The 13,561-nt window shown below is 39.2% G+C and carries 11 protein-coding genes and 1 pseudogene; 8 read left to right on the top strand and 4 right to left on the bottom strand.

Features of this window, described 5'->3' with window-relative positions:
• Positions 1 to 14: 14 nt before the first annotated feature.
• Both AC220I_RS10615 and AC220I_RS10610 read right to left on the bottom strand, forming a co-directional pair.
• Entirely contained in the window at positions 15 to 1,367 is a 1,353-nt protein-coding gene (locus AC220I_RS10615) for an MATE family efflux transporter (RefSeq protein ID WP_486723803.1), read from the bottom strand.
• Entirely contained in the window at positions 1,354 to 1,833 is a 480-nt protein-coding gene (locus AC220I_RS10610) for a MarR family winged helix-turn-helix transcriptional regulator (RefSeq protein ID WP_486723802.1), read from the bottom strand. The genes AC220I_RS10615 and AC220I_RS10610 overlap by 14 nt, the downstream gene beginning before the upstream one ends.
• Before the next feature lie 452 nt (positions 1,834 to 2,285).
• Between AC220I_RS10610 and AC220I_RS10605 the strand changes: the two genes are divergently transcribed.
• The 8 genes from AC220I_RS10605 to AC220I_RS10570 all read left to right on the top strand — a co-directional run bounded on the left by AC220I_RS10605 (position 2,286) and on the right by AC220I_RS10570 (position 11,955).
• Positions 2,286 to 2,963 (top strand): response regulator transcription factor, encoded by a 678-nt coding sequence (locus AC220I_RS10605; protein ID WP_486723801.1) that lies wholly within the window; start codon positions 2,286 to 2,288, stop codon positions 2,961 to 2,963.
• A 13-nt stretch (positions 2,964 to 2,976) separates the two neighbouring features.
• Positions 2,977 to 4,365 carry an ATP-binding protein gene (locus tag AC220I_RS10600; RefSeq protein ID WP_486723800.1) on the top strand — a complete coding sequence of 463 codons (1,389 nt, stop codon included), beginning with the start codon at positions 2,977 to 2,979 and terminating at the stop codon, positions 4,363 to 4,365.
• 537 nt (positions 4,366 to 4,902) lie between these two features.
• Positions 4,903 to 5,334, top strand: a complete 432-nt coding sequence (locus AC220I_RS10595; RefSeq protein WP_486723799.1) for a MarR family winged helix-turn-helix transcriptional regulator — start codon at positions 4,903 to 4,905, stop codon at positions 5,332 to 5,334.
• 25 nt (positions 5,335 to 5,359) lie between these two features.
• Positions 5,360 to 6,058 carry an HlyD family secretion protein gene (locus AC220I_RS10590; RefSeq protein ID WP_486723798.1) on the top strand — a complete coding sequence of 233 codons (699 nt, stop codon included), beginning with the start codon at positions 5,360 to 5,362 and terminating at the stop codon, positions 6,056 to 6,058.
• Between the two features lie 15 nt (positions 6,059 to 6,073).
• Positions 6,074 to 7,225: an efflux RND transporter periplasmic adaptor subunit gene (locus tag AC220I_RS10585; RefSeq protein WP_486723797.1), complete on the top strand. Its 1,152-nt coding sequence runs from the start codon at positions 6,074 to 6,076 to the stop codon at positions 7,223 to 7,225.
• A 9-nt stretch (positions 7,226 to 7,234) separates the two neighbouring features.
• Complete coding sequence (locus tag AC220I_RS10580) at positions 7,235 to 8,959, top strand: ABC transporter ATP-binding protein (RefSeq protein WP_486723796.1); 1,725 nt, start codon at positions 7,235 to 7,237, stop codon at positions 8,957 to 8,959.
• Complete coding sequence (locus tag AC220I_RS10575) at positions 8,959 to 10,872, top strand: ABC transporter ATP-binding protein (protein WP_486723795.1); 1,914 nt, start codon at positions 8,959 to 8,961, stop codon at positions 10,870 to 10,872. Before AC220I_RS10580 ends, AC220I_RS10575 begins: the two co-directional genes overlap by 1 nt.
• Before the next feature lie 159 nt (positions 10,873 to 11,031).
• Positions 11,032 to 11,955: an MBL fold metallo-hydrolase gene (locus tag AC220I_RS10570; protein ID WP_486723794.1), complete on the top strand. Its 924-nt coding sequence runs from the start codon at positions 11,032 to 11,034 to the stop codon at positions 11,953 to 11,955.
• Positions 11,956 to 11,961: 6 nt separating this feature from the next.
• On the opposite strand, the gene AC220I_RS10565 is transcribed toward AC220I_RS10570, so the two are convergent.
• Together AC220I_RS10565 and AC220I_RS10560 are read right to left on the bottom strand one after the other, a co-directional pair.
• Positions 11,962 to 13,227, bottom strand: a complete 1,266-nt coding sequence (locus AC220I_RS10565; RefSeq protein ID WP_486723793.1) for an MFS transporter — start codon at positions 13,225 to 13,227, stop codon at positions 11,962 to 11,964.
• 97 nt (positions 13,228 to 13,324) lie between these two features.
• Positions 13,325 to 13,561: pseudogene (locus AC220I_RS10560) on the bottom strand (methyltransferase); the annotation flags it as partial.

The raw sequence follows: 13,561 nt of genomic DNA, 5'->3' as shown, positions 1-13,561 counted from the left end.
TCAGCGAAAATTGCTTATGCCATTTGTTCTTTATGGGAATCATCCAGATGCCTCATATCATTAATAATCATGATGGCTGTGACCACAGATGCAGTGAAGTCAGCAATAGGGCCTGATATCCAGACGCCAGTCAAGCCAAAGAATCTTGGCATAATAAGCAGCATTGGCATTAGGACAATCACTTGTCTAAGTAGACTTAAAAACATGGCTTTAGGGGCTTTTCCAACAGCTTGAAAATAATTACTGCTGATGATTTGAAAGCCAATAAGTGGAATCATGCTTAGGAATATACGCATACCTGATGCAGTCACGGCAATAAGTTCTGGATCACGATTAAATATTTTAATCAAGGAAATCGTAAAAAATTGTGTGGCTGTGAAGCAGATGAGGCATAAAACCGTTGCCGCAAGTATGGCGAGTTTTAAAGCTTGTTTCACACGATCATACTGCTTGGCACCGTAGTTAAAGCCAATGATAGGCTGTGATCCTTGGTTTAAACCGAAGATGGGCATTAAGAAGAAAATGGCAATGGCATTAATAATCGTCATAGCACCAATTGCAATATCCCCACCTGTGGTTTTAAGGGCATTGTTTGAGATGATCGTAACGACACTAGCAGCAACCTGCATGAAGAAAGGAGACATGCCAATGCTGAAAATGCTTTTAATCAAGGTAGGGTTAAGCTTTAAGTTTTCTTTTTTTAAGGTGAGATTACTCTTACCAGACAGAAAGTGATATAGGACCCAAACCGTTGAAACAAGTTGTGAAATGATGGTCGCAAGTGCAGCACCACTGATGCCCATGTTCATAAGGAAGATGAATATGGGATCTAGGATAATGTTGACAAGAGCACCAAGGAGCATGGTGTACATGGCAATCTTGGGACTTCCTTCTGCTCGGATGATATTGTTGAGACCAAATCCAAGACCTTGAAAAATCGCGCCCATCAGGATAATTGTGATATATTGATTGGCGTATCCGATGGTGGCTTCACTGGCACCAAAAAGATAGAGGAGTGGGACTTTAAAAATAAGTCCGATAATGGCAACCGTACCCATCATGAGAATTAAAAGTGTAAAGGCGTTACCGAGGATTTTTTCAGCGCCATCACGGTCATTTTGACCGAGTCTAATGGAGATGATGGCACCACCTCCGATACCGATGAGCATGCCGAATGCCATTAATAGAGTCATGAAGGGTAAGTTGAGACCAATTCCTGTCATGGCAAGGGGACCGAGCCATCCAATATATATACGGTCTACAACATTATAGAGGGCATTAACCATCATGCCGACAATTGCAGGTATAGAGAATTTAAGTAATAATTTGCCAATGGGTTCTGTTTTTAAGGGATTATTTGCAGTCATTTGTGCCTTCTTTCTTATGTCGATAGGATATCGAGTTGTGTGCAAGTTTCTTTAAGGTGCCTTCTAATTGAGCTATTTCATCTGTAGAAAAAGATTCCAAAATTATGGATTTCCACTGATTAGAGATGGCTTTGAGTTTGTCGTAAAGTTGATTGCCCTTATCTGTCAAATAGACGTGATTTACACGGCGATCTTCAGAATCCGCTTGTCTTCTGACATAAGCATGAGACTCTAGTTTTTGAATGGCCCTTGCAGTGGTGGCTTTATCAATATCAAGGGCTCTACTGATCTCTTCTTGAGTTGCGCCACCATGATATTTCAAAAAAAAGACAAAGGTGTGTTGGCCGCTTCCAAAATCAACGTCATCTAAGTTCTGGTCGATGAATATGCGATTATGGCGATAGAGAATTGATAAGTACTTACCAATTTCTGTGGTATCTATAATTTCTTTTCGACTGTTTGTCATGAGATAAGACCTCTTTAAATTAGTTGTGCATGCAACTATTCTACTCCCGAAATAAAATAATGTCAATTCAATCAGTAAAAACTTAAATAAATATTCACAAATCCATAAAATCTACAAATCTTTTTGAGAAAATGTTTTGGGAGTCAAAGAGAATTAGCTGAAATTATAAAGGGTTGGCTTAGGATCGGAAAAATAGAGAAGACTCTCAAAGTACTAAACGAGCAATCGGAATGCTCTTATAATTTGAGTTTAGAAAAGGGAATGTCAGCATCTTAGCGAGACGTTCCTTTTTCTTTGAATATGACCTTAGGTCACGATTACATGGTTTGAATGTCTTGGACGAAAAGTTTGGCATTGAAAAAAACCAGTTTGTAAGAGATAATAGCAGTGAAATATAGGATTACAAACGAAATTAATTAAAGGATTAAAATAGGGTAGAGAAAGGTTTTACAATGTACAATATCTTAATTGTTGAAGATGAACTGAATATTGCAAATGCACTAACCGCATACTTAGAAAATCATCAGCATCGCATATTTTTTGATGCAAGTGGGATGGCAGTTCATTCCATTTTAAAGTCAGAACATATTGATTTGGTGCTACTGGACTTAATGCTCCCTGATATCAGTGGTGAAACACTCTGCAAGGAAATCAGAGCCTATTCAAACGTACCAATTATCATGCTCACTGCTAAAATAGAGGAAAAGGACATCATTAATGGGCTAAAAATCGGTGCTGACGATTATATCATTAAACCTTTTAGTCTAAAACAGGTTCATGCTAGGATAGAAGCAGTTTTGAGGCGATCCTTACAGCATACGAGACAGTCAGACTTCTATTTTAATGACGGCACACTCTGTATAGATGAACAGAGACATGAAGTTATGAAGCTGTCAGAGAAGATTAAATTGACGCCAAATGAATTTAAAATTTTGTTAATGCTTGCAAAGTCTGCTCACAAGGTATTTACAAGAGAAGAACTGATTGAGCTGGTAATGGGCCAAGACTTTGAAGGTTATGACCGTGCTGTGGATAGCCATATTAAAAACATTAGACTTAAAATAGAATCCGACTCAAAAGCGCCAGTTTATATTATTACGGTCCATGGCGTAGGCTATAAATTTAGATGAAGGGCGTGAGTAAATGAGGGTTAGTCTTAAATTAAAGATTATTTTTGCTTTCTTTTCAATAGTGTTCTTGCTGATCGTTTCCATCGGTTTGACTTCGGATTATTTTATAGAAAAGAGATTTGAAGCCTATACACTGGAAAAAATCAATGATGAAAGTCATAAGATTGTAAATCATATCACCCAAAGTTATCAGGAAGAGGACCGGTATTGGAACCTAATATCCCTTGAGAGTATTGGTGTCAGTGCCATGGAAAACGGCTATTTAATTAAGGTTTCAGATGCCACTGATCAACTGATCTGGGATGCAACCTCTTATAATAAAGGGTTTTGTTCTGACATCTTGGTAAAAATGGAAGACAATATGCAAGAGCAGTATCCAGGATTTAAGGGAGGCTATGAAGAAAAATCTTATGTTTTACTCAATGGTGAAAAGAAGTTTGGATCTTTGACCATTGGCTATTATGGGCCTTATTTTTTAAGCGACAATGACTTAAAATACATGAAGGCTTTAAAAGAGCACCTAATAGCAGTTGGTTGTGTTTCAATCATACTTTCACTCTTTTTGGGCTTATATATATCCAAGATTTTAAGTAGGCCCCTGATTAAAATCAATGAAAACGCACAAAAAATCATGCATGGAAATTACAGAACCAGTTTGGACTGTCAATCCACCACACTTGAAATCTGTGAACTCTCTGAAACCATAAATGCATTGAGTGTTGCTCTTGACAATCAAGAGGAGCTGAGGAAACGGATGACTTCAGATATTGCCCATGAACTCAGGACACCAATCACCACCCTACAAAGCCATTTGGAGCTTATCATGGAAGGCATTTGGCAGCCTGATGCTGAAAGGCTCAACGGCCTTTTAAAAGAGACTTCAAGGCTTAGTAACTTGGTGAACGATCTTTCAAAGATTGCTCAGATAGAGAAGGAACAACTCATAATCAAAATGAGTGAAGTGGATTTATATGAATTGGCCAAACAGAGTGTTGAAACGTTAAGAAGTGAATTTTATATAAAAAATGTCTCCTTGAGAGTCAAGGGTGATCCTTCAAAAATGCTTGGTGATGCCTTTAAGCTAAATCAAGTATTAATCAATTTGTTAAACAATGCCCTTAAATATACACCTGAGGGGGGGAATGTCATCCTTGAGGTTATACCCCAGCGTGATCAAATTGTCTTGACAGTTACAGATACCGGTGTTGGTATACCTGCTGAGGACTTGCCATTTATATTCGAACGTTTCTATAGAGTGGATCGATCAAGAGCAAGAGAGTCAGGTGGTGCGGGGATTGGACTTTCAATTGTAAAGGCAATCGTTGCGGCACACGGCGGGAATATTCAAGTGGAAAGTAAGGTAAATGAGGGAAGCCGCTTCATTATAAAATTTCCCCTCTAGGGCTTCATTGTAAAATATAAATCGTCATTAGAAATGAAGAGTTGAATTCAAATAAAGAATTCAGCTCTTTTTATTATATACAACAAAATTTGAGCCGAAAGCTGTGATGAGAAATGTTCAATCTCAAACAGCGTCAGCGAAAATTGTTTTGAGACATCGAAGGTGGCTCAAATGTTGTTATAGTGATCATTAGTTCTCATCCAGCTTTGAGAAAGAATCTTCAACTTGCGAAAAGCGGTTAGATGAGAACGGTAGCGACAAAACAAGGTTTTGGCGTTAAATGATATTGCCAGTATCCTTTCATGAGAACTTGTATTGCTTATCCACTTTTGAGCCACGCTTCGTGGTCAATAATTAATCATATGAATTATTTGTAAAGAAGAACAAAAAGGGATTGCAGTTTAGAGTCATGCATGCTAATCTAATTTAGTAACATTACGTAACTATTATATTTTATAATATTAACGCGGATAAACTATATGTTTGGAATAGTGTTTTTCGAAGCACTTTGAGTATCATTAGGAGGGTAGGAGGACTATGAACAGTTTAGAAAAATGCGCCGAAGGGATGATCACCGTCTTCCCGGCAATCTTTAAAAAGTTCAGAAGAGTTTATCAATCTGCAGATATGCCACGACAGCAAATGGAGCTTCTTTTCAAAGTCGGTAAGTTCAGTGGACAGCCTGTGAGTTATTACAGTGAGTTGATGATGTTGCCTAAATCCAATATCACTGTAGCGTCTAATAAACTGGTGGAAGAGGGCCTGATTGAAAGACTTTATAGTGAGAGTGATCGTCGATTGATTATTTTGAAAATCACGGAAAAAGGTGAAACTTATCTGAAAATCTATAAAAAGCAAGTAAAAGATGCCATGATTGAGCGCTTACAAGAGTATAGTGATGCTGAACTCGACCGAATGGCGGATTTGTTGGAGGAGCTCAATTTGCTTCTTGGAAAAGAGAAAGCGTAATTTAAGATGATAGAGGTGGTTTATTATGAAAAAAATTAAAGCAATAATGTCAGTGGTCTTAGCGTTTCTTGTTATTGGAGGCGGATTTTGGGGCTACCAATTTTATTATCAATCAACACATTTTTTTATAACTGAGGATGCACAGATCTCTGCAAATATGATTACAGTGACACCTGAAATAACAGGAAAAGTAACAACTTGGAACATTAAGGAAGGGGATATGCTTAAGAAAGATGCCATTTTAGGTGTTCAAGATGTGAGCATGTTATTGAGCAGTAACGTCATTAACCCAACAGCCCTTAAGAATTCCGCAGATGCAATCGTTTCAAAAGCGGAAATAAAAGCGCCAATTAGTGGAAAAGTGATTCATACAACCATTGTTGAAGGACAAGTGCTCTCACCAGGAATGGAAGCTGCCATAATTGCAGATACTGACCATATATACATCAAAGCAAATGTTGAAGAAACAGAAATCTTCAAAATCAAACAGGGACAAACTGTTGATATTACAATCGATGCCTTTGGAAAAAAACCCTTCTACGGCTATGTTCAAAGTATTGGTCAAGCCACTGAATCAGTTTTTTCACCCTTCCCTTCACTTAACACAAGTGGAAATTTCACAAAGCAAACACAATTGATACCCGTTAAAATCAGCATCGTTAACGATGAGGGTTTAACATTAATGCCGGGAATGAATACTAAAGTTAAAATTCATGTGAAATAAGAGGAGGAAGCAATAATGAAAATGACAAAAGGAAAGGGTTTAATAAGCCTTATACTGCTTTTAATGATAATCATGAGTGGCTGTGCAACAAATACAGTGGACCAAAGTTTAAAGGTAGACGTGACAAGCGTGGAGGAAGGCACAATAAAGACACAACTCAATTTAACAGGTGTGCTCTTGCCAAATGACATGGTCAATATCACCAGTAAGGCATCTGGTGAGATTTTAAATACCCTAAAGCAAGTTGGTGATCGCGTATCTGCTGGTGATGTGCTCTTAGAGCTTGATACAAGGACATTGGAAGCTCAATTAAAGCAAGCTGAGGCAGGTCTTAGTGCTGCGAATGCTGCATATCAATCCGCACAGAACCAAGCAGCACTATTAAAAATCAGCTTGGCACAAACTGAAAAAACCTATTTAGATACAAAGGCACTTTATGAAACTGGCGCTATTTCTGAGGGCACTTTTACAGACATGACATCCAAGTATGAACTTGCAAAAAAGCAATACGAAAATGCAGCAGGACCACTTCAAAATCAAGCGCTTGCAAGTATTGAAAACGCTAAGGCGAGTATTAATACCCTCAATGTCCAAAAAGAGAACTCAACAATTATCAGCCCTATTGATGGTGTCTTGGTAAGCGTAAATGTTCAAAACGGCGAAATTGCTTCTCCAGGGATGCAGCTATTATCCATAGCAGACTTATCTGTTCTTAAGATGAAAGGCACAATTCCGCAGGAGTATTTGCCATTTGTCAGTCCTAACGAAGAAGTCAACTTTAAAATTGACATCTATCCGGACCAAAACTTCGTGGGACAAATCACCACCATTGGACCAATGGCAGTGAGTACAGGTAAAATCTTCCCGATAGAGTTTGCCATAAAAAATCAGGAAAACATAATGGCAGGCTTATCTTCTAGAGTTTCAATCGGCGTAACAGGTAAAACACATTTACTCGTACCCGTCAATGCCGTTGTAAATGCTGAAGGCCAAAGCTATGTATTTGTCATGAATGATCAGATTGCAACAAAGAGAGAAGTTGTAACAGGCCTAGCCAGCGAAGATATGATCGAAATATTGTCAGGTCTTGAAAAAGGTGAAGTCATCGCTGTGACGAACACACATATTTTACAAGATCAAATGCTTGTAAATGTAAACAAGCACTAGGAGCTTAAAATGATAAGGTTATTTAGATTTTTCAAACCCTATGCTGTGCCTTTTACAGCAGTTTTGATCGTACTCTTTGGACAGGCAATGGCAGAGCTTTATTTGCCGACACTGATGTCAGATGTGGTCAATGAAGGGATGATGAAGGGCAATTCAAGTTATATATGGATTTATGGTGGTTATATGCTGATTGTGGCACTGGCCAGTAGTCTTTGTGCTATTCTGGGCAGTTTTCTATCAGCCCGAATTGCCGTGGCTTTTAGTAGAGACCTAAGAGAGAAGGTCTTTGTTAAAGCGGAGCAATATGCACTTCATGAATTCGATACCATGGGGACGTCTTCCATGATCACAAGGACGACAAATGATATTACTCAGGTTCAAACCCTGCTTGTCATGGGGATGCGTTTCATGATCTATGCACCAATTTTATGTGTTGGCGGCATAATCATGGCCCTGTCCAAAGACGCCCATCTCACTTTAATCTTGGCGATTATACTGCCACTTATGGCACTTACCATTGGGATGCTCGCTAGATTTGTCGTGCCGCTTTTTAAGGTCATGCAGGTCAAGTTAGATACCTTAAACAGGGTGGTTAGAGAAAATTTAATTGGGATCAGAGTAATCAGAGCCTTTGATAAGCAAGAGGTAGAGAAGAAGAGATTCGATGATGCAAACTTGGATTTGGTGACGACTTCTATCAAAGTCAATCGCATAATGGCAGCCATGCAACCCGTGATGATGCTATTTATGAACATCACTTCGGTGGCCATTATTTGGTTTGCTGGGATTAGGATATCAGATGGCAACATGGAACTTGGTGATATGATGGCCTTCCTTCAATATGCCATGCAAATCATGTTCTCAATTATAATGGTTTCCATCATGTTCGTTATGATTCCAAGAGCTCAGGCTTCTGCTGTGCGTATAAATGAAGTTCTGGACTTAGAACCTGAAATTAAGGATACATCAGAACCCAAAACGGCTAATGCCAAACGAGGGTTTATAGAGTTTGACAACGTGACCTTCTACTATCCGGGGGCTGAGGAACCTGCCTTATCCAACATCAGTTTTAGTGCAGGCCCGGGTCAGGTGACGGCAATTATCGGAGGAACAGGAGCAGGAAAGTCAACTTTGATTAACCTCATTCCAAGGTTTTATGATATCAAGGATGGAACGATAAAAGTCAATGGTGTGGCGATTTCTCAGATGACCCAAAAGGACTTAAGACAAAAAATCGGCTTTGTACCCCAGTCCGCTATTTTGTTCAGTGGTTCAGTTAAAGAAAATATATGTTTTGGTAAAAAAGAAGCGAGCATGGATGAAGTCATTCATGCATCTAAGATTGCCCAAGCAGATGATTTTATCTCAAAGATGAGCCAAGGCTATGACGCCCCAATTTCACAAGGGGGTACCAATCTTTCTGGTGGTCAGAAACAAAGACTTTCAATTGCAAGAGCCTTGGTTAGAAAACCGGAAATCTATATTTTCGACGATAGTTTTTCAGCACTGGATTACAAGACGGATGCCAAACTAAGACATGCGCTTAAAGGTGAAACCAAAGAAGCCACTGTAATTATAGTGGCACAGCGCGTGAGTACTGTTAAGGATGCAGACCAGATCATCGTCTTAGATGAGGGTAAAATCAAAGCAATTGGTAAACACTATGACTTGTTAAAGACAAGTGACGTTTATAAGGAAATCGTTTCCTCACAGTTATCAGAGGAGGAGATGTAATGGCAGAAAAAAATCAAAGCGGTCATAGAGGTCCAAGAATGGGCGGGCCAATGATGGGTGGACCGCCACAAAAGGCTAAAGACTTTAAAGGGACATTAAAACGCCTTGCCTCATATCTAAAACCCCAGAGGACGCGTTTTATACTTGTATTTGTCATGGCAATTATGAGTACGATTTTTACCATCACAGGGCCTAAAATAATGGGTAAGGCAACCACCAAACTTGGTGAAGGCATCATTGGCCTCTATTCGCATCAAATCAAATTGATGTATGCAATTCAGCAAAAAATGCCACAAGCAACCATTGACGCCATTAGGAATCAACCAGTGCCCTTGGTCGATTTTGAATATATTGGAAAAATTCTCTTATTGTTGTTGGGCCTTTATCTAATCAGTGCACTTTTCAGCTTCGCCATGTCCTTTATCATGTCAAGCGTTGCGCAGAATACCGTCTACAATATGAGAAATGATGTAAAGGCAAAGCTGGATAGGTTGCCACTTAAATACTATGACAGTCATACACATGGTGATGTCCTCAGTAGAATTACCAATGATATGGACACCATCGCCACAACACTTCAGCAGAGCTTAACACAGCTGATTACTTCATTGGTAAGTGTTATTGGTATTTTAATCATGATGTTGACCATCAGTCCAGTGATGACACTGATTGCACTTTTGACCCTACCGATGAGTATGATCATCACAGTTTTCATTGCGAAAAATTCTCAAAAGTATTTTTCCAAGCAGCAAAAAAGCTTGGGCGAGCTCAATGGACACGTTGAGGAAATGTACACTGGTCACAAGATTGTCAAGGCATTTGGTCATGAGGCGGAATCGGTTGAAAAATTTGTTACCATAAATCAGGAACTTTATGATGTGGCTTGGAAGGCACAGTTTATGTCGGGGATCGTGTTCCCGGCCCTAAACTTCGTCAACAACTTGGGCTATGTACTGGTCTGTGTTGTGGGGGGCTTGCTGGTTGCCAAGAACAAAATCGAAATTGGCGATATACAGGCTTTTATCCAGTACATCAGGCAGTTTACCCAACCGATAGTACAAATCGCTAATATCACAAATATTATTCAATCAACCATCGCTTCAGCTGAACGTGTCTTTGAAATTTTAGACGAGGATGAAGAACTTGAAGATGTTGAATCGCCTGAATCCATTTCAAATTTCAAGGGTCAAGTTGCCTTTGACCACGTTAAGTTTGGTTATAGCGAAGATAAAATCCTCATGGAAGACATCAACATTGACGTTAAGGCAGGTCATACCATTGCGATTGTTGGGCCAACAGGTGCTGGTAAGACGACGCTTGTCAACCTCTTAATGCGCTTCTATGAACTAAATGGTGGTGAAATTAGAATTGATGGCGTCAACATCAGTAACATGAGACGTGGTGATTTGAGAAAGCTCTTTGGGATGGTTTTGCAGGACACTTGGTTGTTCAAGGGATCTATCAGAGATAATATTGCTTATGGTAAGGAAAATGTCACAGAAGATGAAATTATCAGAGCTGCAGAGCTTGCACATGCACATCACTTCATTACGACATTGCCGGAAGGCTATGACACCATCCTGAACGAAGAGGCTTCAAATATCTCTCAAGGTCAGAAGCAGTTATTGACCATTGCAAGAGCCATCTTGGCAGATCCTCATATTCTTATACTGGACGAAGCCACAAGTAACGTCGACACCAGAACTGAAGTCTTGATTCAAAAGGCAATGGGTAACCTCATGCATGGTAGGACGAGCTTTGTAATTGCACATAGACTCTCAACCATTAGGGATGCAGAACTCATTCTCGTCATGAATCAGGGGACGATCATTGAGCAGGGCAATCATCATGAGCTTTTAGCCCAGGATGGTTTCTACGCAAATCTATACAACAGCCAGTTTTCAGAGGATTAGGCCTACAATATTAAAAATAACCTAAAATGATTTTTAGACGCCAATCAAGGGTCTAAAAATCATTTTTTTTGTTAAATTATCATGACGAATAAGTTTTTTTAAAGGGCATTTGTTATAATGACTTAAATTGGAAAAAGGCCTATTAGACACGTGACTCTAATGGCTTTGAATGAAAATGAGGTGAATAAAATGTATGAACTTGAAAAATTGGGACCTCGGTCTTATTACATTGAAAGCCCTGTAAAAACAGGACTGTATTTGGTCGATGAAGTCAATGTCGTCCTCATAGACAGTGGCAATGACAAGGATGCGGCTAAAAAAATTGCAAAGATCGTTGGTCAACAGGGCTGGCAAATCAAATGGATCATCAACACACACTCGCATGCGGACCACATCGGTGGTAATGCCTATCTCATAGATCAGTTTAACTGTACGGCATTTACAGTGGCACCAGAAGATGCTTTTGTAAAATATCCACTTCTAGAGCCATCCTTTTTATACGGTGGCTACCCCATGAAGGCACTACGAAATAAGTTCTTAATGGCAAAGCCCAGTGCAGTTGAATCCATTGAGACATTTGAAACCCTTACAGGCATTAAAAACTTTGAGTTTATCGAACTCGGTGGGCACACCTTCAATATGATTGGCATTAAGACACCTGATGACGTCTGGTATCTGGGTGATGCGGCCAATGGGGCTCATATTATTGAAAAGTACCATATTTCATTTTTGTATGATGTGGGAGCCTATTTAGCAACACTTGAAAAATTAAAGGCATTGAGTGGTGGAAAATTTGTCCTATCTCATGCTGAGGTTAGTGAAGATCTTAAACCACTTTTAGAAATCAATCTAAAAAAGTGCCATGAAATCATAGCACTTATTAAAAAATTATGTGAAGAGGCAATCGATTTTGAAACCTTGCTCAAGCAAGTGTTTGATCACTATGGTCTCAAAATGGACGTCAACCAATATGTTCTCGTTGGCAGTACTTTGAAATCTTATCTTGCCTATCTTTCTGATGAGGGTTTAATGACCATAGGGTTTGAAGACAATAGGATGTTGTGGAAAACACTAGCCGAGTAGAGCATTTTAATTCACCTCAGATACTTCAGTAGGGTTGTTGATGATTTTTTTATTGCTGATCACATAATAGATGAAGCTGTATACCAGTGCAAATACACCGCCCAATATAGGCAGATAATAGGAAGGTAAGGTTTGCAGCAATGCACCTGATATGATCAGACTGATAGGCAGTACAATCTTGACAAGGCTTGTGATTAAGCTCATGATACGTCCCCTGATGTATTCTGGAACATTGCTTTGAAGGATGAACATAATTGGAATATCAATGAGTGCAATTGCAATTCCCAGCAAGAACATGATACCAATATAAATGAAGCCAATGAAGACTCTTGATAGTGGCAAGACAAGCGGGATTCCCACAAACAAGGCGCATAAAGCCATCAAGACAACCATAGCCATTAAGAGTTTGTTGTAATCCACTTTTGCCATGATTTTTTCAACCACAAGAGAACCTAAAACCATGCCAATTGGAAAGGCGCTGTTGATAACGCCATACCATTTTGGAGAGAGTGTAAGCACAGAGTTGATGATAAAAGGCATGGGAACTTGGATCGAAAAACCTAAAAAGAAATTAATAAAAATAAAGACGCTTGTGAGTTTTTTGAGTTCAGATGAGGCTCTAAAATACTGAATGCCCTCATTGAGTGCCTGTGACACAGATGAATGAACCTCTGGTTTAGTCTGACGCTTTTGGAAGGTAAAAAAGCATTCTGTGATGGCCGAAAAGACAAATGATAGTGCGTTAATTGCAATAAAGAGTCTTATGTCGAAAATCGCAAAGGCCATGCCTCCTAAAATTGGTCCTAGAATTGCGGATAAGGAATCAATCATCTTGCTGACCGCATTGATTTTTAAGAGCTTATCAGCAGAGACCAATAATGGCTTGGATGATTCCATGCTAAGTGCAAATAGGGTTGAAAAAATCGATAGAAGGACAGTGGTGATATAGATGGCCCCAATAGAAAGTGGTTGGTTCATGCTCGAAAGATATAATATAAAGAAGAGCATTCCATTTAAGAAGTCCGTTCCGACAATAATCATTTTTTTGGGAAACCGATCAACAATCAGTCCGGCAAAGGGACTAAATATAATCATAGGCAATATGCCTAGGAGCAGGGTGGTTGCAAAATTAAGCGCTGAACCTGTCACCTTGAGCACGTATAAGCTTATGGCAAACGTGTAGATTGAGGATCCAAAAACTGAGATGCCTTTACCGAGAATGAAAAGGATTAAATTTTTGGATTCTTTATTTTTAAAGTAAGTTGATAACATATGAACACCTCCTAATATGAGTATATTATGTGGTGTTAGGGCAAGCGCAATCCCCAATTTAAACAAACTTTGTGGACAAAAATATAAAACGATGGGGTTATCCCCATCGTTTGCCATAATAGATGTAGCTGAATATATTTTCACCCTCTACAAAGAAGTCTTCAAACTTTCCACCCTTGTTTACCGTTTCAGACTCGTAATCAAGTATTTGTTTAAAGCCAAGCGCTTTCAAGGACGCTTTGACAGGTTTTATCATAAAATTTTCTCGAAGATGTGTTTCAATCTTGGAGTGGCTGCTAAAATTTTTAAACAAGAGAAAGCTGGCAATAAGATC

Source organism: Fusibacter sp. (assembly GCF_057447755.1).
This window is presented reverse-complemented; position numbering and strand designations above follow the sequence as displayed.